Below are 21,995 nucleotides of genomic sequence, written 5' to 3'. Positions count from 1 at the left end.
CTTAGGAGGTGAAGTCTTACTAATATAGTAAGACAACTTATTGACCGCATTGAACTTAACCATATTCGTCATTTTATTAGCACTAACAGCTTTCTTCGTAGCAACAGAATTTGCGATTGTAAAAGTACGACAATCAAGAATTGACCAAATTGTCGCGGAAGGTCGAAAGGGATCACTTGCCGCAAAACATGTAACCACACATTTAGATGAATATTTATCGGCTTGTCAGTTAGGGATTACGGTAACAGCTCTTGGTATCGGTATGGTAGGTGAATCAACATTCGAGTTTATTTTACATCCTTTATTTGAAACCATTGGTATTAGTACAGATTATATTCACTACTTTACAATTGGCGGAGCATTTGCAATTGCAACTTTTCTTCACGTAGTTGTCGGAGAATTGGCTCCTAAAACGGTGGCGATTCAAAAGGCCGAAGCAGTGACACTCGTATTTGCAAAGCCTATTATGATATTCTACAAAATTTTGTATCCATTTATTTGGTTCCTAAATGGATCCGCACGGGTATTAGTTGGTCTATTTGGTATGAAACCAGCTTCGGAACATGAGTTATCGCATACTGAGGAAGAGCTTCGTCTCTTGCTAGCAGACAGTTATAGAAGTGGCGAAATAAATCAGAACGAACTAAAATATGTTAACAATGTCTTTGAATTCGATGATCGTATAGCTCGTGAAATAATGGTGCCACGTACTAAAATCATTGGATTTGAAATAAAAGCCACTTTCAATGATATTTTAACAACTATTTCAGAAGAACGCTATACACGCTATCCTGTCTATAAAGAGGATCGCGACAATATAGTTGGTTTTATAAATATTAAAGACTTTTTAACGCAAGGTATTAACAATCGAATTACTGCAGAATCCTTTGACATTGAAAAATTTATGAATCCTGTAATTAACATAATTGAGTCAACTCCAATTAATGAGTTATTATTGAAGATGCAAAAAGAACGCACACACATAGCTATTCTTTTAGATGAGTATGGTGGTACCTCAGGACTTGTCACAGTAGAGGATATTTTAGAAGAAATTGTTGGAGAAATTCGTGACGAATACGATTATGATGAGATCGCAGACATTCGTAAATTAAAGGAAGACCATTATCTTATCCATACAAATGTATTGCTTAACGATGTAGCAAAATTGTTAAGGATTGACCTAGAGAATTCTGATGTAGATACAATTGGCGGCTGGTATTACTCGCAAGATATTGAATTAGCAGTAGATAACCATATTGAAAAAGATGGCTATCTATTTTCGATTTATGAAAAAGAAGATAATCAATTAAGTTTTATTGAAGTGAAAAAAACTACTACTTTTGCATGAATTGAAGTAAAGTAAACCTCCTAGGAGCCTTAAGTTAGGCTCTTTACAGTGAAATAATTATCATTTTAGTATTTTTCTACACTATTCTCACCGGTGCAACACCATTCATTTGGACGGTGTTGAAATTGGGATAAAATAATAACCTCGTATTTTGAACAAAGTTTGTTCAAAATACGAGGTTTTACCTGTTTGTTGCTATTATTAAAGATTAATTATTTCGGAAGTCGAAAATTCAACTAAAGCACCTCGTTAGTTGAAGAACAAAAGCGAAGTTTATTTGGTATTTTTAAGACGATGGAATGATTTTGTTTGAGCGAATTTTTCAAAACCAATCGATTTGTAAAGCTCAAATGCATCTGGGGAAGTACAAACAACAACTGCCGTTTTTGCTCCCTTTTCACTCAACGCATTAAGAGCAAGCTTACAGACTGAACTGGCTAACCCCATTCTCCTAAATCTCGCATCCGTTCCAACAGGTTCCAGTAACCCCACCTTGTTAACTTCATCAAACCAAATTAAACAAGATGCTACGAACTCACCGTTTGGGGATTCTATTATCCAATCAAGAGAAGAATCATAAGGATAGGTATTCATAACGTTCAAGTAACTTTCTTCTGTGACTCTGGATTTATGAAATGCAGCCTTATGTACTGCCACACGATTTGTTATATCCTCAAAACCTTTGATATGTCGGCCTTTAAACTTATCTGGCAATTTAACAGGGAATGAACAACTATCCAATGAAATTTTTGTGAGGATTTCTGGATTTTCTGCTAATGGGTTGAATAAAAAATCTTCTAAGGCTGAAATAAGATGCGACTCCGTTTCTAGGACATTCACTTTTTGCTCATTGGTTTTAGTTATTTTATCAAACCAGTCAATGACATCCTTGGCCACCACAGGAAAGTCGGGATTAACTTGACATATTAACTCACCAGGTTTTTGAATCCATCCCCAAGCAACGGGATTCCCATCCATTTCCCAAATTGCAGTATCCCAATCATCCTCGCGTCCAGCGTGTCGGTAGCGTTGCCAAGCTAGATCGCCAATATGGTAATTAGGTTCCAGTGACCATATAGCTTGTGTGAGTTTCTGCATCCGTTTTAAATCATTTGAATCTTTATAAGTTCGAATTATGGGTATACTCATTTAATTAATCTCCTCGATTCTTCCAGATATTTTGTAACTTTCCTTTTTGATATTCTTCCCACCTCCCCTGAAAAAGATTATGTTTAATCATCATTAGCTAACCGCTATAACTGTCCCTAAAAAATTAAACTCTGCCTTTTTTCAACAAACATTCAATTATCACCCTTCCTTATATTGAATCCTCCTATGCATATTCAATAATGATTTAATTATTCCTTCTTCAAGCAAACTGCCGCTTTAGTTAAATTAGAAATAGGCTTTACTCCTTCTTGAAGTAAAGCACCCGCTAGTTGAATAATAAACTTCCCTTTCATTGCATATTCTGTATTCTTTAGCAGTTAAACATAATAAATCACTGATATTAAAACTATTAAATTTAATATATAGTAAAAAAATGTAATTGGAAAGGCGATGATTAATATGATGTTTTCTCCATTATTTGAACATGATGTACCAACAATTCTTCTTTCTTAACGGTATAAGAACTTTCTACGTTAAGGACATAGATAACTATGAAAAACGGAGGAAAAACAATGGATTTCTGAGATCTACTTGATGTTATGGTAATAAAAATAGACCATCAAAATGATGGCCATGTTTTGCTAAAGCACCCGTTAGTTGAAGAATAAGTTAACAATTTTTTCTTTTGGATTTATTATTCCATTGTTGTGATAGCCACCACATTTAAAAAATATTAAAATCCCATTCTTTAGATATTTGCTGTAAAAGCATAACTCCTGCAACACTATTTCCAAATTCGTCAATGGCAGGACCATAAATCCCTATTCCAAAGCCATCCATAAATGGGGAAACATTAGATCTACCTCGCGGAGGAATTGCTGCCAATATACCTCCCGATACTCCACTTTTTGCAGGAATACCTACAGATGCAGCAAATTTACCAGAAGCATTGTACATACCACATGTTACCATCAACGCTTTTGTTAATCTAGCCACTTCCTTAGAGAAGATTTGCTCCTTACGGATAGGGTGATATCCGTCATTTGCAAGGACTAGGCCAATCATTGCTACATCTTCTGTAGTTACTTCAATTGAACATTGCTTTAGGTATACCTCTATAGCTTCTTCTACAGAACAATCTAAGAATCCCATCTCTTTTAGATAGTAAGCTAAAGCTCGATTTCGATGAGCCGTTTGCCACTCAGAATGAAACACTTCCTCATTAATAGTTGGACGTCTCCCTACGATTCTTTCTATTAATAGGCATATAGATTCGACTTTTTCAACAGGATTTCGTCCACCTAGTAATGATGCAACAGTGATTGCTCCAGCATTTATCATCGGATTGAAAGGTCTTCCAGGTTTATGAACTTCTAGACGAATAATCGAGTTAAAAGCATCCCCGGTTGGTTCGACGTCCACCCTTTCTAACACATAAGATATACCATAATCTATACATGCAGCTATAAAGCCAATTACCTTCGATATACTTTGTAAGGTAAAAGCGGCATCAAAATCACCTGTCTTTACCATCGAACCATTTGAACCAATGATACAAATACCTAGCTGTGAAGGATTTGCTCTTTCTAAAGCTGGTATATAGTTTGCACATTTCCCTAAGTTCGCATAAGGTCTGCTATCTTGTACCCATGCTTGTATTTTGTGGAAATGTTCATGATTATCAAATCTAATTTTTGTACTTTGCTGTCCAACTTCCATATCTTTTCTTCCTTTCGGTATCTAGTGCATAATAGTGGCTGGCTTAAATGGAATAGTAACTACATACATATATACCACAAAAAAACCAAGAAATCTAAATACATTTACTCTTATAAAGGGAAGGTATAAATTCTATTTATAGAAATAGTAGTCGAAGACAATAGAACGCTTCTTTTTCATATTATAAGGATCTCTTTACTATTTAAAGCTAATATCAATCAGTTTAAGAATAAATGCATTAGAATCTAAGTTATATTCCAAAATAGTTCTCGATAGTTAAACAAGGAAATCATTTTAAAAGATATTATTCTAATAAATGTGTTTCAATTAAATCTATTCTCCTACCGCCAATTAAACTCTATTATTTATTCTTTATTTCTATTCTGTAGTAAAAATAATGCTAGACCGATTAAGATGAGTACGATACCCATACCTTGTTGTAAAGAGATGACTTCATCCAAAATCAAATACGCTAGTATACATGTTCCAATTGTCTCTCCTAATATACTCATTGAAATAATGGAAGTACTTAGCCATTTCAACAACCAATTGAAAATTGTTTGCCCTAAAATTGTTGCAATAACAGCTAATCCAATAAAGGACCACCATGTTTGTACAGAATAATTAAAGAAGGGTGTTTGCTGATAGAGAGCAAACAAACCTAAAAGTAATGTACTACTCCCGTAACTAATAACTGAATATGGGATAAGAGATAGCCTTTTACGAACATGCTGCCCAATGAAGAAGTAAGCTGTTATGATACCTGCAGCAATAAGAGCAAGTATATCGCCAAATAATGCTAGTCCACTAATTTGAAAATCTTGCCATCCAATGACAATACTTCCGGCAATCGCTACAAGAAAGCCCATTATAGCTCCTTTACTGAAACGCTCCTTGAAAGTATTTTTTCGCTATGTTTAGTATGTCAGCACAAAATGAGTTAAACATACATTATTGTAGAAAGAGGTTTTACTAACATAGATATTCAATTTTCTTTAAAGGATTTTACATAATTTCTTCTTCAACTAAATTGCACCCTAGTTTAAGTGTAACCTTTCACAAGGTATATAAAACAAACCATCATTTTTTTAATGCTTTTGTTTAACTAAAGCACCTGTTAGTTGAAGAAGAAGAATTTTCTCCTTAAATGATAAAATACTCAGTTGCGTTCTTAATTGTTTTCGTCCTGCACTATTTATTATTCAACTCTTCAATGATTTGAACGGCTTCCCCGACATCATGAACCCCAATTAATTGGATTTCAAGACTCAGCACCTTTTTGACATCCTTGGCCTCAGAAAGGTTTCCAAGTGGAAGGATAATATATGGCAAGTCATTTTCATTAGCAATCCATACTTTTTCCTTTACCAAGCCAATTTCCTTTACTTCCCCAGACATCCTATGTCTATAATTCTATTAAGTTGGCCATAATCCTTTTAGTATTACTAATTTAAAGGGGAATGAAATTGCTACTGTCAAAAACATGGGCTTCGTTTGAAGCGGATAAACGAATAGAAGGCTTTTCGCCGCAAACGTTGATGGCCTATCAGTTACAGTCTTTACTACTAATTGGTTATTTTTAGGATGTAGAGATAGAATTGCTGGATTCAAATCAACTAAAGAAGTATCTTGCAAAATCCTGCAAGCATTTAAAAGCAGCAAGTCTTGCACATCATATTCGCTTTTTGAGATCATTTTTTTGTTGGTCACATGAAGAAGGATACCTGAGTAAGAATCCAACTTACAAAATGGATATTTTCGATGCTACTTCTAATAATAAAAGCATTTATTATATGTGAAGATTTCGGCAAAAGTACATTAAATGTATCAGTGGGTATTTCTGTATTCGCAAAAATGAAGTCTTCTTCTTGGCTAAGCTTTCCATTAACCGCATAAGTGAATATTCTTATCTATTCTTCAAGATTATTTATAACTAATTGTTGAGTTCCAAACATTTCTTTACTCCTTCCAATTAAATACAGCGGTCGCTTTTTTTTATAGGAGCAATTTTACATTTCTCTTCAACTAATCTGCTGCGTTAGTTTTAAGTGTAATAATTCTCAATGGATTTCTGAGTTCTACTTGATGTTTCAAATAAAAAAAGACCATCGGAATGATGATCTCGTTTTACGAAAGTATCCTATATTGAAGAAAAAAGATATTACTATTGGGTTTTATAAATCATTTGCAATTGATTTTGTGAATTCATTAACTTCTTTGCTCATTTCCTTATAAAGAGTCCAATGAAGATAATGATGTCCTTGTAAAGTAACAATTTTACTAGCATGAGAATTAGTTACCTGCGTTTCATAAAAAGTTACATTGTTTTTACCACCTTCTGTTACCTTATCTTCTACCGTAGTGAATAACAAGACTGGCATATTAGAGGAGAATTCCATATTAATTGTTTTGTCGATATTACTATTTATTTCGTTTGCTTCATCAACCACATTTTTGTTGTTGCCTTTCCAAGCAGTGATAACTTTAGTCATCTTTAGATTTTCTTCTGTATAAACACCTTCCTCAGCTATAGGAAGGAAATTATCTGGAATCAAATACATTGCCAATCTTGCAATTCCAATTGGTGCCACATAACTCAAATAATTAGGCATAATAGGAGCTGTTTCATCAAAATATTCCAACGCTTTTGGTAAAGTAGGGTCTATTCCTATGATGGCTTTAACTTCCTCTGGGTACGTATTGGCATAATACATACTATAGATTCCAGAAATTGAATGTGGCATTAATATGTATGGACCTTTTATGTTTAATTTTTTGAGAGCAGTTCTTATTTCCTCTACTATGTTTTCCACTGTTCGTTCCTTATTGGTTGTTTCGCTCCATCCATATCCAAACGGCTCTACCACTACTACTTTATAATTCTTTGCCATTTCATTTATCAAAGGTTCAAAATCTAGTGCTGGTGCTGCAGTTCCAAGACCACTTAATAAAACGATAGTATTATCCCCATCCCCCTTTGTATAGATGTGCATATTGTTACCATCTACTTCTACTAATTTCCCTATTGCTGGATACTTTTTTTGTTCATATGTAGTCATAACGTTATTGAAAATGAACCAAATAACGAGTGCTGCGACTATGGCTAATAAAATATTCCTTAAAACAATCCAAAATCTAAACCTCTTTTTTATTTTCATTATTTTCACCCCTCCTATAACCTTTATACTTCTTGATTCCATCTTAGTGCGTAGAGGAATTCCTAGTAATGAACCTAAGAATTATATTGAGCTAGGTCTTGAGGCGTATTAAACTAAATTTAACTTAAAAAGATCGATTTTTCCTATAAAAATCGACCTTTCTTATTTATTTTTCTTACACTAAAGCAGCCGAATAAGGATATTGCTATCCCTAACCAAAGATTTGTGCAGTTATAGCAAACAACTCTTTATTCCTATTTGGTATATTATTAGCGTTTTTTATCATTACTGGAGGATTACTAACGTTTACAAATCCACTTTCCTCCAAGAACAACATTAACTCATCATTACTGGATGGCACATCAATCCTTAGTTTTCCTTGATGATTAAGAACTAACTCATTAATTATTAAAAAAGCTGTTTGTGCATCTGGTGCTATAATAGGTCCTATCAATAAATTTACTGGACCTAATATGGATAATCCAAATCCAATAATCTTCCCCTTTAAATTTCTAACAACTAAGCATTTTTTAGATTGATTTATTCTGTTAATTAGTAATTTTCTTCTCTTATTACCAAATGCAGCCGAATCTAATTCAATAATTTCATTAATATCATTCTCACGGTATGTCTCTATGGTAATTGCTAGTTGATTATTAAACATTTTAGATGGAATATAGTTATCAGTTAAATACTTATGTACAGAGTCGACTGTAATAAAGCCCAATTTTTCATATAAGGGTTTTCCATCCTCAGTTGAAATTAACATTATAGTGGTATTTTGAGAAACACTGTCTATACATTTCTGGGTAGCTTTTTTTCCTAAACCTAAACCTCTATATTCGTCATTAACAATTACCATACCAATTGAAGCTAAATCAGTATCATAAGGTATTATTGCAGCACTTGAAATAATTTTCCCCACAGCATTTTTATGTCCGAATATTTTACCAGATGACATAACAGTTCTGATTTCATATTCATCATAGTCCCAGCCAACTGAGCTGGAAAGTTCCGCCAAACCCAAAAGATCATATTTACCAAACTCCATTAATTCTAATGCTATTTCATTATCTATATGCAATAGAAATCCCCCCAGTTTTCTTTCTATTCTCAGCATAATTTCCTAACTGACCTTATTCAACTAACCTGCCGCATTAGTTCAAGTAGAATAAGAAAAACGCCCCTACTTATTGTAGGAACGTATTATAAACATTTACTTTTCTGCTGAAATTATTAAGAACATAGGTCTACGTAGTTCATCTTTCATTTCAGGAATACTGTTTAACATTTCCTCAGAGGGAATTGGTTCCTTGACTGTTCTTATATTAAAACCTTCAGTAATTAAGTCATTGATATAAGTTGAAAATGTACGATGATATTTTATTACATATTCAGTTAGGAATGATGTTTCACGTAATCCTTCCGATTGGTAATTGTCAACTGCCCAATGCAGTCGATTCCCTTTATCATCATAATACCAATCTTGTTCGTTCCGAGAAGTGAAAATTGGATGTTCAACCGAAAATACAAAAGAGCCACCAGGCTTTAAACAATCATAGACCTTTTTACAGAATGCTTCAAAAGATTTAATATAATGAATTGCCAATGAACTGATGACAACATCAAATTGAGAGTCTGAAAAATCAATGTCCTCAATTGGCATATTAATGTATGAAATTAAGGAATCATTTGTCATTTCACGAGCTTGTTGAAGCATTTTTTCAGATATATCTACTCCAATAACAGACCTCGCTTGCTGATCACTAGCATAACGACAATGCCAGCCGAAACCGCATCCCAAATCAAGTACGCTTTTATTTTGGAGGTCGGGTAAAAGTTCTTTTAATACGTGCCATTCTCCTGCACCTTCAAGTCCTTTGACTGACCGTGCCATTTTTTTATATGCATTAAAGAAATTAACATCATCATATTTATTTTGCTTCATCATTTATACAACTCCTAAATATTAAGATTGCCTCCAAAATTAAAACAAAATCTAATTCAGGAGGCTACCTATCTCCTTCTAATCATTTCTTTCACCTCATTAAAATTAAGTATACATACTATAACACAGTACTTATCGAACTAAACTGCGGCGTAAGTTTAATAAGGTAAAAGACTTTACTCCTTCTTGAAGTAAAGCGCCATTTAGTTGAAGAATAAATTTTTTTAAACAAAAAACGGATTATCTAATTCATTATTATTAATGACTACATCTGCAATAAGGTGCGGGGAGTGTTGGGCTAAATAGAGTTTCGAAGCAACATGATACCTCTTAAGGAACATTTCTTCTGCTTTTTCAAAACTTCCAAATGCCAGTTCTTCTCGTTTTGCCCCTCTTTTCCTGGCTAACTCAAAGTCCGTTTCAACAAATATTTTAAAATCGAATAGGTCACATAAGTCCTTTTTAAATAAGAAAGTTCCATCAATAATGAAAATCGTATCTATATTTTCTATTTTTAATTCTGGGTTCACATACACGTCCTTTGTTAAATCGAATGAATTTGTCTGATATTGGAGGTTTCCCTCAGGACCTAAAGGTATTAAAAGTTTATGCTTAAAAGAATTATAATCATGAGCATCTTCATAATAACCAATAGCTGATTCCTTACCTTGTCTGTATCGAATAACTCTTGGATTATGAAAATTGTCTATGCTAGTCCTGATTACATCCATCTTTCTACTTCGAAGTTCTTCCATAAGCTCATTAGCAAACGTTGTCTTGCCAGATGAAGTTATTCCACTAACCCCTACTCTAATTGGATGTAGTCTTTTTAGACATATTATTCTATATGCTATATCTGAAATAAGTTCACTCCTTAACATCTAGCTTCCCACTTTCCATTCATATTTTTTCCTACTTGAACTAAAGCAACAATAGTTAAATAAGGAATTGCTGTCTCTATCCAAATATTAGAGCAACAATAGTAAATAAATTCTTTTTACTGTATGGCATATCTACAGAGTTTTTTATCATAACAGGTGGCAAAACGGAAAGGAAAGGTATTGCAACATTCCATTTCGGATTTAAGATACAACTTTTAACAACAAACAAATTTCCTCAGCAATTCTTTTTATCCCAATTCGAATCTTACATTCTTCAATCTGAGAAATGCTAAGTCTAATGATATTTTCTTTACGATATTGAGGAAGGAACATTTCTGTAGCATTTTGTACAAGAATATTCTTTTTCTTTAGATTATTAACTAGGTACTCTGCCTTTACATGGGCTGGCAATATAATAGTCGAGTAAAAACCAGATTCGGCACCTGAGAAAGTCACTTCGGACGGCAAGTAATCTAGAAAAGCCTGCTTTAGAGTTCTTGCTTTTTCATTATACTTTTTCCTTAATCTCTCAATATGCGCATTATACATCCCGCTTTGTAAGTAAATCTCCAATGCTCCTTGTGTCAGCACAGGTGTATGTACATCTGCAGCAAATTTCACCTTTGTAAAAGAACGAACCAACTCACTAGGTAATACCACTAACCCTAACCTTAAACCGGGTAACAACACTTTAGAAAAACTTTTCGTATAGATTATTCTTCCAGATGGATCAAAAGAAAACATAGGATCTGCTTTTTTCTTTGAATCTAAATCACCCATATAATCATCCTCGACAATAAAAACATCATACTTTTGAGCTAATTCTACAATTTTTTTCTTCTCCTTATTGGAATAGCTATAGCCCGTCGGATTCTGGAATCTTGATACTGTATAAAAAAACTTAATGGGTTTATCCCGAAAGATCTTTTCAAGATATTTTAAATCGATTCCATCCCTTGTCATTTCTATTCCAATTGCATTAATTTCCCTTGTTGTTAAGGAATCTATAAAACTGAAATGAGTGGGTTGGTCAACACAGATTTCTGTTTTTCCATTGGGAAAAGGAAGAGATACTAAGAGATCCAATGCCTGTTGAGACCCCGAAACGACCCCTATCCTATCAGGTGGTGCGAAAACTTGCAAATTTTGAAGTTGTTTCGAAAGCTGAGTGCGTAGCGTTGGTAACCCCATTGGATCTGAATATTGGAACATATCTTCTTTATAATACTCGATTGCTTGGTTGATACAGTGTTGGAAATCCCTATACGGCATATTATGTATATCTGGTCCTGCTGTTACAAAGTCTATCACATCATTATTTTTCGTCATTTCAGCGGGACGATTTTCTAGAAGAAAATATCCACTCTTAGGGACTGAGTACACCTTATGTTCCTTTTCCAACTCACTATAGGCGCGTACTACAGTATTAATACTACAAGAGAACTCTTTGGAAAAAGCTCGGATGGAGGGAAGTTTCCCTCCCGGTCGTAATCGACCTTCGGCTATCCTTCGCTGAATTTCTTTGATAATTTCTTCGTATTTAGTATCCATTTTCTCTCCACTCCATCACTCTGTATGGGTACACAAGGGATTTTTATGTACTTCTATTATTTCATGTATCCCGTATAGTAAAAATAACAAATTTTCTAAAAACATTAAAGGAAAAAGGAGGAATAAAAATGACGATTTACAAGAATATGTTAATTACCTTACTTTCTATGGTTCTATTGATAGGATGGTTTTCTCCAATGTCAGCAGCTGAAGCCCCTGTAAAAGACTTAGAAATTGCTCATTTATTTGATGGGAAAGAAGGAACAATGGTATTGAAGAACATGAGAAATGAGCAAACATACGTATTTAATAAAGCAAGAAGTTTAGAAAGAATGACACCAGAATCTACATTCAAAGTACTTAATGCGTTGATTGGTTTGGAAGCTGAAGCTGTCCGGGATGAATATGAAGTCAAAAGATGGGATGGTACAGTTAGGCAGTTTGAGACTTGGAACAGAGACCATACTTTAGGTTCAGCTATGAGAGAATCAGCTATTTGGTTTTATCAGGATATGGTAAGAGAAATTGGCTTTTCGAGGATGCAAGAGAAATTTTCTAAATTAAACTATGGCAATAAAGACTTGAGTGGAGGAATTGATCAATTTTGGCTCGACAGCAGCTTAAAAATATCTGCAATTGAACAAGTAGATTTTATGGAACAGCTTGTAAAAGAAGACCTTCCATTCAAAGAAAATCTTCAAAAAACTGTTAAAAGAATGATGATACTAGACGAACAAGATGATTATGTCCTTCATGGGAAAACAGGCACGAGGCTTTCAGATATGGGACTTGGATGGTTTGTGGGTTTTGTTAAAACGGAAAAAAATGTGTGGCTATTTGCAGTAAACTTAAAAGGAAGTGGCAGTGAAGCTAAAAATATTGCGATTGAAGCTTTAAAAGAAAAAGAGATTATCAAGTAAATGATCTATTTTCATTAAACAAAGAGATGTTATATTAAGATATTAATCGTATTTTGTCCACCCATATGACATACTTCATGAAATTAGTGATAAATTATTTTCCTTTTTTAATAAAACTTAAGAGGATTTCTTAATTGAGCATAGAAAAAATATATGTGCAAACAAAAAATAGGAGGCTACTATGACTAATTTAATTTCACATATCGCTACACTGGAAATACCAGTTACTAATTTAGAAGAATCTTTAAGGTTTTATATCGATATCCTTGGGGCCGAAGTCCACTTTCAAAAAAAAATGCAATGCTTACTATGAAATCAAAAGGAGTTCCAACGATTTTCTTGGTTGAGACTGAAGAGATAAATGGATTATCATTCAGAAATACAAATACTGATATCGTTCATAGCATTATTGACTTTTATACTCCTTCCCTAAAAGAATTATATGACTGGCTTGAAGGAAAACAAGTTAAAGTAGGTCCTTTAAATTTACAAGGAGAATTTGGTGGTTTTGGATTTAAAGATCCTTCTGGAAATTGGTTAAGTGCCTGCAATATCCTTCACCCAGAACAATAAAAACATTTTTTACTATTTAAGATACAGGCGTAATTTTTTCGCCTTTTATTCCATTACACATAATGAGTATAATGCGACATAAAAACTCCCGCTTTCTTCTTCAACTAACCTGCTGCATAGCTCAATAAGAAACAGAGCTGTTTGAACAGCTCAACGATATTCACTAAAGTACTCCGTTAGTGAAAATATAAATGCCACAATATCTCAACTGCTATTGACAGACACCAAATAAAATATGTTATGATTCAATAGTCTAATTATTTTCATTATTTTAGACAATCTTTATTTTGGAGGTAGATATTATGACAAACAATAGAAATGTTAGCTTTAAAATTTTAAGGGGATTCCTACTAACTATTTAAATAGTTTAGTGGTTCCCCACATTTTGAAAGGGGAAAATTATTTGAATCAAACATTATTAGTCATTGATGCTCAACAAGAATTAATTGATGGGAATCAAGAAGAAAGTGCAGTTTTTAATAAAGCTCAACTAATCACCAATATTAATTTACTCATCGAAAAAGCAAGGGGAACAAATGTTCCAGTTGTATTTGTAAGGGATTTAGATGTTGCTGAAGGGATAGGAAAAGGGTTTCAAATTCACGATGAAATTAAAGTGCCTACTGATATAAAACTATTTGATAAAAAGGCAACCAATTCCTTTCATGGAACAGGACTTCTAAACCATCTAAGAACACAAGAAATTGAACATATCGTTATTGCGGGTTGCAAAACACAACATTGTATAGATAGTGCAGTCAGAACAGCTACTATTAGTGGGTTTGATGTAACATTAGTCGGTGATGCCCATTCAACAACAGCTAGTGATTTTTTAAGTGCAGAACAAATAATAAAGCACCATAATGAAACTCTTCACGGTCATTACAATGTTGAAAACTTTTCAATTGTCAGGAATTCAGAGGAAGACTTGTTTCGTCCAACTCATGACTCATACAGGTAATAATAAAAGTAGGACAATTGGAAGTTGCATTAGATGACATTAGATGTGAGAGATAAATGTGAACGTTGTAATTCTCTTTTAAGTGAGAATGCAATTGCTTTTATTTGTGTTCATGAATGTACATTTTGCAAACCATGTACAGAGGATATGAAAGAAGTATGCCCCAACTGTGGCGGCGAACTTGTTAGAAGACCAAGAAAACAATTAAATACATGAACTTTAGTTTCAGAATAAGCAGGGTAAATTCCCTGCTTTTTTATTTTAATTCATATCCAAATAAATTAATTAGAGTTTAAAATCTGAACTATATTGAGCTAACCAGCCCCGTTAATTTAAGTGTTACATTTCACAACAATATTTTAGATTTCCTATTTCCTCATTTTCTTTCTCTTACTTTCCGATGTTAGAGAAATTCTTATTACTAAATCAGCTTAACCACCATCACCAACAGCAATGGTTAATTGAGCTAGACCTATTATGGAATGACCTGTCCTAGTCACCATGCTATAAATAAGGACAAAACGAGTCCAATAACTTGTTGATGTTTAGATCTATCAAAAGATCTAAATTACTAGGATACAAAGTTAGTCTACAATTTTTTTAGCAAGCGAATCCTTTTTTAGCCTAAAATCATATTTGTTTGCATTTTGGTATTTTGGATCTAAATAACTGGATTTCTCATCACTTTTTGAAGCTTTCTTAAAATTATTAAAAGATGTATATTCTTCCTCTTTCCATATCCAAATACCCATTTCTCCTCTTTCTTTATGAAATACATTCTTTTGTAGTTTATTTTCTTGATTGGTTGAAAAATAGTTGGAGATAAAAATTCGCGATGGTCCAGCGGTTAAGATATTTCCTTCTATCACATTGTTTTTTGTATCATGTTGTAATAATAGCTGTCCCCCATCTAGACCCTTCGTGTCATTTCGATAAAGAATATTTTGAGCGATAGTAGAATTGATCGTACCTCCCCTATCCCCATCATACCCACCAATCGATATTCCTGTGTAATAGTTGTCATAAATTATATTGTTTATTATCTTAATGTTATCAGCGTATTTATTAGCATGCTCAGAGGTTGCTTCAATTCCAATATCACTTTTATAAATGGTATTCTTTTCAATGGTTATATTCTTTCCACCATCTATATAAATTCCGCCAGCAGAATAATCTTCTCCATAAGCCGGGTTTGCATAAGAGGAAATTTCATAAACTTGATTATTTTTTACTATACCATTTCGTACATAATCCACTTTTTTATCATTGGAGGTGCCTTCATAACCAATCAAATCAATTCCGATATTATCATTTCGACGAACTATATTATTTTCCACTTTAAAACCGTCAATATTTCCATTTAGAGCTAGAGATTCACTTGAACCGAGTTTTAAATCTTCCAACGTATTATTTAAAATATTTATATCTTTCATTGTGCCAGTACCGTATATAGCAATCCCATGGCCATTCCCCTCAACTGCATGGGTTTCAATCCGCCGCACATTATTATTTTCTAATGTAATGTGGTTGCTAGAGCCTGTTATATAAATCCCCATTACAGTTTCATCTGCTAGATCAGTAGACAAATCCTGTATAATTAGCCCACTAATTGTCACGTAGTTTTTATTATTTATCGTAACTAAGGAGGTATCCCCTTCAGCCTCATTTAGGCCCTTTCCACTAAGAACTACCATCTCCTTGTTGTAAGCTTTAAAAGTTATTGGTTTTGATTTTGTGCCGCTATGTTTAATGACAAGCTTTTCATTATAAGTTCCTTTTCGTATGAGGACGGTAGTACCAGCATTTGCCTCTGACGCCGCTTTTTTTAGTGTGCGAAATGGTTTTGCTTTTGTACCAGCATTTTGATCATTTCCATTTATAGCTACGTAAATAGCTTGATCCTGCTTATTATATATATTGTTTAATATAAAAATAATCATGATAGCAGTTGCAGCTAAGAGGATAAAACAGATTTTTTTCATTAAATCATTCCTTGTTGAATATTTTCATAATAATCTTAAGATAAATTAAGTATAACGAAGAAATGAAAAGTATGGAACTGGGCGGCAATAGGTTTATAGTTCGTTAAACACATTGTCAACACACGAGCTTATCATCTCAAACTTTCAATCATTCGTTACAACTAACAATGTGTATGTGCCAAGAAGGTTATGCTGAGATGGGATTTAGTTACTGAAAGAGCAAAATCATACTTAAAGTATTTTTGAACTTATATGCCTCTTTCGATTCGTTCTTTTCATAGATCCAACTTTGAAACTATTCTTTGACAACGGTCTCTGCAAAAATGTAATTCTTTACTAAAAGATATTCATTCCACCCTTCCCATCTTAAATCTAACAAAAAAACCTTTAGGAATGTGCCGTCTTTAGCTATGATGTAATAAAAGCGAACAAGTCGAATTCAACGTTTCCTTTTTAATTTTATCTATTTTTAGCGATTGGCAGTCTCACCTTACCTTTTGCTTCAGGATCAGACTATAATCTATACTGTAGAGAAGGAATATCGTTACGGGGGTAGAAAAATGGCTAGTGAGCAGTGGATTTTAATCATTGACGATGAGGAAGACTTAGCACGTCTCCTAGAGAAAGTTTTACATAAAGAAGGTATTACCAATGTTGTAACAGCTGGGACTGTGGCAGATGGTTGGACAAAATTTCAGTATTATAATCCCTCACTTCTATTGTTAGATATTATGCTGCCAGATGGAGAAGGCTATGATTTATGCAAAAAAATTCGCGAGGTTTCGAAAGTTCCGATATTATTCCTATCGGCTAAAGATGAGGAGATTGATAAGCTTTTGGGGCTAGCAATAGGCGGAGATGATTATATCACCAAACCATTTAGCCCGAAAGAAGTGGCTTACCGAGTAAAGGCACAGTTAAGACGGGCAGGTTTTGCAGAGGAAAAAGAGGCTCCAAAAATTTTACAGGTCGGGCCTTTTGAGCTTAGTCCGAATGAAACAGAATTGAAGAAGGATGGAAAAATGCTTGAACTCACAGCGAAAGAAATCGGACTTATGAGCTGTTTTATGCATCATCCGGATCAGATTCTAAGCAAAGAAACATTGTTTGAACATGTATGGGGTGATGACTTTTTTGGCTCTGATAATACAGTGATGGTACATATCCGTCGATTACGTGAAAAGATTGAGGCCGAGCCTTCCAACCCTTCGTTTATATTAACTGTTAAAGGACTTGGGTATAAACTACATTCCAAAGGGTGAGGAACATGAAGTGGAAATTGACACTGCGCTTCTTAGGATCTGTTGTGATTATTGTGGTAATTGTAGGAATTGTAAATACGGTTCTACTGTTATCCTTGCTCGTCTATCGATCAATTAATAATATCGAAACAGAAGAAGTATCAGCAGAAACCTTTAGCCGAACTTTTTCACAATATATAGAACTACAAAATGACAAACCAGTGGTCAATGAAGTTGGATTAGAAAAATTAAGAGAAATGAATGCGTGGATACAATTATTAGATAATAAGGGGAAACAAATAGCAGTTTTTTATACACCTGAAAATCTCCAAAAAGAGTATTCTCCTATTGAAATTGTTCAAACGTATAAATATCAAGAAGTAGAGGCCGGGACGACCGTTTTTGTTGGAGAGGCACATAACTTTAGTTATTTAATTGGGGTGAAGAATAAGCAAATAGGACGTTATGTATTAACTTATGATTATGAAAAAATGTTTAAAACCATTAATATCTTGCTTTTACTAATTTTAATCGTCGATATTATCATCGCATTAATAGTGGGTTCTATATTTGGAAAAAGATTAACAGGTCCCCTTCACATTTTAATAAATGGAATCCAACAACTACGCGAAAGACGATTTATAAAGATGTCGATACCACACGGTGTTTACGAAGATGTATTTCGCAATATGAATGTACTTTCGTTAAAGCTAGATCAATATGAGAAACAACGTAATCAACTTGACCAACTCCGTGAGGAATGGATTAGCAATGTTTCGCATGATATGAAGACACCACTCGCTTCTATTCATGGATACGCAGAATTAATGAAAGATAGTGCCAAAGATTTATCAGAAGAAGAGTTGTATGAATATATTTCTATTATCAATAGACAATCCAAGTACATGAGTGATCTATTAGATGATTTAAATTTAACGATGCGTTTGCGTAATCAAAAACTTCCTATGCACTTAGAAGACGTGAATATTACCGCATTTATACGTGAAATGACGATTGAACTATTAAATGATCAACAATTTTGCGATAGAGATATTGAATTTGTGGCTAATGTCGACAAAGCGGTTCATAAAGTCGATAAAAGATTATGGAAACGGGCAATTGTTAACTTTATCTACAATGCACTTGTGCATAACGATAAACAAGTTGCTGTAAAAATACAAATTGATAGTGTTAATCAACATTTTATACAACTAAAAAAATCAAACAATATATCCTCCATTACAGGATATCATACAAAAATTACAATTTCCGACAATGGTCGTGGCATTCCTTCAAAAGATTTAGATCAAGTTTTCGAACGTTACTATCGAGGTACAAATACTACTAGTGCACATGGGACAGGCTTAGGAATGGCGATTGCACGAGATATTATTATAGCCCATAACGGAACAGTAGACTTGACGAGCTCTGAAAACAAAGGAACAACCATCACAATACTTCTTTAGAAAATAAGGCTGTACTCCCTATATTGGAGACAGCCTTTCTACTATTTTAATTGTTTTTGTGCTTTATTTGGTATGTCTTCTAGTTCTACTTCATCATATGACGATACTTGATCGTCCTTTTTTACGTACATTTTCAAGTAAGCGTCTTTACGAAGATTTTTTTGTGCTGTGAATTTAAGTGGAATTGTTTTACCATCCGCATTTGTAGCATCTAGTTGATAAGAATAGGTAGTCATTACAGAACCATCATCCAGTTTATAGTCATGTGGTATGCCATCCTCTGTGATTTGCAAATAATAATTGTCCGCATTCATGCGGTTAAAGTCTATTTTGGTGATTGCAAAGACCCCTACCACTCCTAGTGCAAACAAAATACCCACTACTATTAGAAATTTCTTCATTTCTCTCATCCTTCTGTTCTATTATTTTGTGTGATAATTCGACCGTAAGAAAATACTGTTAAGATATAATACAGTCCGTAGATAACTGTATAAGCAATCATCCAGATTAAGACTGGTTTTACTAAATCCATCATTAGTAAACTAGAGAAAGCTTTTAAAGCGATTGCACTGTGTAATAATCCTACTGCTAGTGGCACAAAGAAGATGACAAAAACTTGAGATGCAATGGTTTTACGCATTTCTTTTGCACTAACACCCATTTTATGAAGCATATTATATTGGTACTTATCTTCCTCTACTTCTGTTAAAACTTTAAAGTATATGATACTGCCAGTTGCCGCTAAAAACACTAAGCCAAGGAAACCCCCAATAAACAGCAGAGATCCTACACTTTCGATACCTGTTTGCAAGTCTTGTGGAGCGCTTGAAAATTGAACTTTTTCCGGTAAATATTTTGCAACTTTTTCGGACAATTCCGCAGAAGCTTTATCTACACCAATGACCCGGTAGTTCAATACCTCCCCATCTTCTTTGAGCACTTTATAATATTCATTTGAAACTACTACTGTAATACCTGCTGTGCCAGTATTTAATACACTTTGAGTTTGAAAGCTTTGGAATGTGAGTATAGTATTATCCTCAGTTAAGATAGTTTTACCTTTGTATTTCGGTGAAAACCTTTCGTCATACCCAATATCTAAAATCACAGCATTTGCGTTATTAACATCTATTTTTTCCTTTTTTTGAATTGTTGCTAATTGATTATATGTTTTTTCATCAATAATCGTATAAATTCTTTTATCAGAGTTATTGAATGCTGAGTTTAATTGTTCCGTATGAAAGGTGACAGACAATGCTTCGATATTTTCATCGTACTTTACATTCGGCAACACACTGCTGACTTGTTGATCGAATTTTGAATCGGTTTGCTCGTACATGAAAGTATTCGGATCAGCTGTTATGACCTGATCCTTGATGTTGTAATAAAGACCATACACTGCTCCTCCTGCTGTTACGGTTGTAGCACTTAATATTGCAATGACGGTCAATGTACGTGCATTCCCTCGGATACGATATACCAGTTGGGAAATTGTCATTAAATGAAGACCTCTCCACAGCCATTTTTCATTTCTCTTCATCACAACTAAAACAAAACCAGTAACACTATGGAACAATAAAAACGTACCTACAATAACTGTGGTTAAAATAATCAATGCTATTATTAAAAAACCGACTGCTAACCACACTTTTGAAGTAAAAATATCTTGAAGTGCCAACCAATAACCAATCGATATTAGTAACACTCCAAGAATAGCTACCACCATAGAAGGCTTTGGAACCACTTCCCCTTTTTTCGAAGCATGGAATAAATCAATTAGTTTAAACTGATAAATTAAGCGATATCCCTGGAATGATGTCACTAAGAAAATCGCTAAAAACACAATTGCAGTATTTAAGGCTGCCGAACTTGAAAATGTAAATGGCGCGATGATATCATAGCCCATCAAATGGATCAAAATCGTCATAAATCCTTTTGAACAAAGAAATCCAAGAATAACCCCAATTACTAGTGAAAACAATCCTAATAATAAATTTTCAAAGAAGAGCATGAGACCAATTTGTCGGTTACGTACACCTAGTAATGCATATAACGCAACTTCTTTTTTTCGTTTCTTCATAAAGAACGAGTTTGAATAAGCAATAAATATGGCAACAAAAAGTAGTAGAATGACAGCAGCACCACTCATTAGAGAATCTAATTTTTGAGAGGAAGACGTTTTTTTTGCAATCGTATCGCTATATTTTAATGTCACAAATGTAAAATAGATAACGATACTAAAAACCATCGATGCGATGTATAAAAAGTATTTGGAAAAGTTTCGTGCTATGTTTTTTCTCGCTAGACTAAATAACGTCATCTACCTCACCTCCAATTGTTGCAAGGACTTCCAAAATCTCTTGAAAGAAAGCTTTACGTGTCTTATCTCCTCGATAAATTTCTGTAGAAAGTGTACCATCCTTGATGAAAATAATACGACGACAGAAGCTGGCTGCATATGCATCATGTGTCACCATCAGTATGGTTGAATTATTGTTTTCATTTAAATTACTTAAGCTTACCAGTAAATCTGTCGCTGACTTGGAATCAAGTGCACCCGTAGGCTCGTCTGCCAGAATCATCATAGGCTCCGTCACAAGTGCTCTAGCTGCCGCTGTCCTTTGCTTTTGACCTCCCGATAATTGATATGGATATTTACCTAGTAAATCTCCGATACCAAATACGCTAGCAATTTGAGTCACCAAGTTATTAATTTGTTTAGCTGGTGTTTTCGCTATTGCTAGGGGCAATAGTATATTTTCTTTCACAGTGAGTGAATCCAACAAATTATAGTCTTGGAAGATGAAACCGAGATTTTCACGTCTGAAATCCGCTAATGCGTCTTCTTTCATATCGTGGATACTCGTATTGTTCATATATATTTTCCCTTCAGTCGGTGAGTCAATTGTTGCTAACAAATTAAGTAAAGTAGACTTACCTGCTCCAGAAGGCCCCATAATCCCTACAAACTCTCCTTTCTGAATATCGAATGATATATTTTCTAATGCCGTGTATGCTGCATTGGATTTGCCATATGTTTTTCTTATATTTTCTACTCTTAGTAACGGTTCCATTGGTTCCACCCCTTCAATTTTGTCGATATGAATACTATAAATGCTCATCCTTACAACAGTTTT

At 34.0% G+C, this 21,995-nt stretch carries 20 protein-coding genes and 1 pseudogene; 8 read left to right on the top strand and 13 right to left on the bottom strand.

The window, feature by feature from the left end; genetic code table 11:
- The first annotated feature begins 40 nt into the window (after nucleotides 1-40).
- Nucleotides 41-1,348, top strand: coding sequence for a hemolysin family protein (locus OR571_RS16435; protein WP_282244307.1), 1,308 nt, complete (start codon nucleotides 41-43; stop codon nucleotides 1,346-1,348).
- A gap of 273 nt (nucleotides 1,349-1,621) precedes the next feature.
- Here OR571_RS16435 and OR571_RS16430 read toward each other — a convergent pair whose 3' ends face one another.
- The 9 genes and pseudogenes from OR571_RS16430 to OR571_RS16390 form a co-directional block, all read right to left on the bottom strand.
- Nucleotides 1,622-2,497 carry a GNAT family N-acetyltransferase gene (locus OR571_RS16430; RefSeq protein WP_282244306.1) on the bottom strand — a complete coding sequence of 292 codons (876 nt, stop codon included), beginning with the start codon at nucleotides 2,495-2,497 and terminating at the stop codon, nucleotides 1,622-1,624.
- Nucleotides 2,498-3,181: 684 nt separating this feature from the next.
- Entirely contained in the window at nucleotides 3,182-4,177 is a 996-nt protein-coding gene (locus tag OR571_RS16425; protein ID WP_282244305.1) for a glutaminase, read from the bottom strand.
- 365 nt (nucleotides 4,178-4,542) lie between these two features.
- Nucleotides 4,543-5,076 (bottom strand): annotated as a pseudogene (locus OR571_RS16420) (DMT family transporter); the annotation flags it as partial.
- A gap of 292 nt (nucleotides 5,077-5,368) precedes the next feature.
- Nucleotides 5,369-5,575 carry a S16 family serine protease gene (locus OR571_RS16415; RefSeq protein ID WP_282244304.1) on the bottom strand — a complete coding sequence of 69 codons (207 nt, stop codon included), beginning with the start codon at nucleotides 5,573-5,575 and terminating at the stop codon, nucleotides 5,369-5,371.
- 776 nt (nucleotides 5,576-6,351) lie between these two features.
- A complete protein-coding gene (locus OR571_RS16410; RefSeq protein WP_282244303.1) occupies nucleotides 6,352-7,335 on the bottom strand; it encodes an alpha/beta fold hydrolase in 984 nt (327 codons plus the stop codon).
- 211 nt (nucleotides 7,336-7,546) lie between these two features.
- Nucleotides 7,547-8,419 (bottom strand): GNAT family N-acetyltransferase, encoded by an 873-nt coding sequence (locus tag OR571_RS16405; protein WP_282244302.1) that lies wholly within the window; start codon nucleotides 8,417-8,419, stop codon nucleotides 7,547-7,549.
- 132 nt (nucleotides 8,420-8,551) lie between these two features.
- Complete coding sequence (locus tag OR571_RS16400) at nucleotides 8,552-9,283, bottom strand: class I SAM-dependent methyltransferase (protein ID WP_282246256.1); 732 nt, start codon at nucleotides 9,281-9,283, stop codon at nucleotides 8,552-8,554.
- A 224-nt stretch (nucleotides 9,284-9,507) separates the two neighbouring features.
- Nucleotides 9,508-10,164: a nucleoside/nucleotide kinase family protein gene (locus OR571_RS16395; protein WP_282244301.1), complete on the bottom strand. Its 657-nt coding sequence runs from the start codon at nucleotides 10,162-10,164 to the stop codon at nucleotides 9,508-9,510.
- 201 nt (nucleotides 10,165-10,365) lie between these two features.
- Complete coding sequence (locus tag OR571_RS16390; RefSeq protein WP_282244300.1) at nucleotides 10,366-11,715, bottom strand: aminotransferase-like domain-containing protein; 1,350 nt, start codon at nucleotides 11,713-11,715, stop codon at nucleotides 10,366-10,368.
- A gap of 134 nt (nucleotides 11,716-11,849) precedes the next feature.
- Here OR571_RS16390 and blaOXA point away from each other — a divergent pair, with 134 nt between their 5' ends.
- The 5 genes from blaOXA to OR571_RS16365 all read left to right on the top strand — a co-directional run bounded on the left by blaOXA (nucleotide 11,850) and on the right by OR571_RS16365 (nucleotide 14,385).
- Complete coding sequence (gene blaOXA / locus OR571_RS16385) at nucleotides 11,850-12,635, top strand: class D beta-lactamase (RefSeq protein WP_481900418.1); 786 nt, start codon at nucleotides 11,850-11,852, stop codon at nucleotides 12,633-12,635.
- A 181-nt stretch (nucleotides 12,636-12,816) separates the two neighbouring features.
- Complete coding sequence (locus OR571_RS16380; protein WP_282244298.1) at nucleotides 12,817-12,948, top strand: VOC family protein; 132 nt, start codon at nucleotides 12,817-12,819, stop codon at nucleotides 12,946-12,948.
- A complete protein-coding gene (locus OR571_RS16375) occupies nucleotides 12,945-13,208 on the top strand; it encodes a hypothetical protein (RefSeq protein WP_282244297.1) in 264 nt (87 codons plus the stop codon). Before OR571_RS16380 ends, OR571_RS16375 begins: the two co-directional genes overlap by 4 nt.
- 403 nt (nucleotides 13,209-13,611) lie before the next feature.
- Nucleotides 13,612-14,169 (top strand): cysteine hydrolase family protein, encoded by a 558-nt coding sequence (locus OR571_RS16370; RefSeq protein WP_282244296.1) that lies wholly within the window; start codon nucleotides 13,612-13,614, stop codon nucleotides 14,167-14,169.
- A 33-nt stretch (nucleotides 14,170-14,202) separates the two neighbouring features.
- Nucleotides 14,203-14,385 (top strand): DUF1272 domain-containing protein, encoded by a 183-nt coding sequence (locus tag OR571_RS16365; RefSeq protein WP_282244294.1) that lies wholly within the window; start codon nucleotides 14,203-14,205, stop codon nucleotides 14,383-14,385.
- A gap of 368 nt (nucleotides 14,386-14,753) precedes the next feature.
- Here the strand turns inward: OR571_RS16365 and OR571_RS16360 are convergent, their stop codons facing one another.
- Entirely contained in the window at nucleotides 14,754-16,151 is a 1,398-nt protein-coding gene (locus OR571_RS16360; protein ID WP_282244291.1) for a DUF1565 domain-containing protein, read from the bottom strand.
- A 560-nt stretch (nucleotides 16,152-16,711) separates the two neighbouring features.
- Between OR571_RS16360 and OR571_RS16355 the strand changes: the two genes are divergently transcribed.
- Nucleotides 16,712-17,413, top strand: a complete 702-nt coding sequence (locus OR571_RS16355; RefSeq protein ID WP_142540964.1) for a response regulator transcription factor — start codon at nucleotides 16,712-16,714, stop codon at nucleotides 17,411-17,413.
- Nucleotides 17,414-17,418: 5 nt separating this feature from the next.
- Complete coding sequence (locus OR571_RS16350) at nucleotides 17,419-18,858, top strand: sensor histidine kinase (RefSeq protein WP_282244286.1); 1,440 nt, start codon at nucleotides 17,419-17,421, stop codon at nucleotides 18,856-18,858.
- A 41-nt stretch (nucleotides 18,859-18,899) separates the two neighbouring features.
- On the opposite strand, the gene OR571_RS16345 is transcribed toward OR571_RS16350, so the two are convergent.
- From OR571_RS16345 to OR571_RS16335, 3 genes are read right to left on the bottom strand one after another with little or no spacing between them, the layout of a single operon-like run.
- Complete coding sequence (locus tag OR571_RS16345) at nucleotides 18,900-19,259, bottom strand: YxeA family protein (RefSeq protein WP_142540966.1); 360 nt, start codon at nucleotides 19,257-19,259, stop codon at nucleotides 18,900-18,902.
- A 5-nt stretch (nucleotides 19,260-19,264) separates the two neighbouring features.
- A complete protein-coding gene (locus OR571_RS16340; protein ID WP_282244284.1) occupies nucleotides 19,265-21,178 on the bottom strand; it encodes an ABC transporter permease in 1,914 nt (637 codons plus the stop codon).
- Nucleotides 21,165-21,932, bottom strand: a complete 768-nt coding sequence (locus OR571_RS16335; protein WP_142540968.1) for an ABC transporter ATP-binding protein — start codon at nucleotides 21,930-21,932, stop codon at nucleotides 21,165-21,167. Before OR571_RS16335 ends, OR571_RS16340 begins: the two co-directional genes overlap by 14 nt.
- Nucleotides 21,933-21,995 lie beyond the last annotated feature (63 nt).

The sequence above is a fragment of the Psychrobacillus sp. NEAU-3TGS genome, from assembly GCF_029955155.1.
In the GTDB taxonomy this organism is placed as follows: Bacteria; Bacillota; Bacilli; order Bacillales_A; family Planococcaceae; genus Psychrobacillus.
Note: the sequence above shows the minus strand (reverse complement) of the source record. Positions and strands in the feature narration are given on the sequence as shown.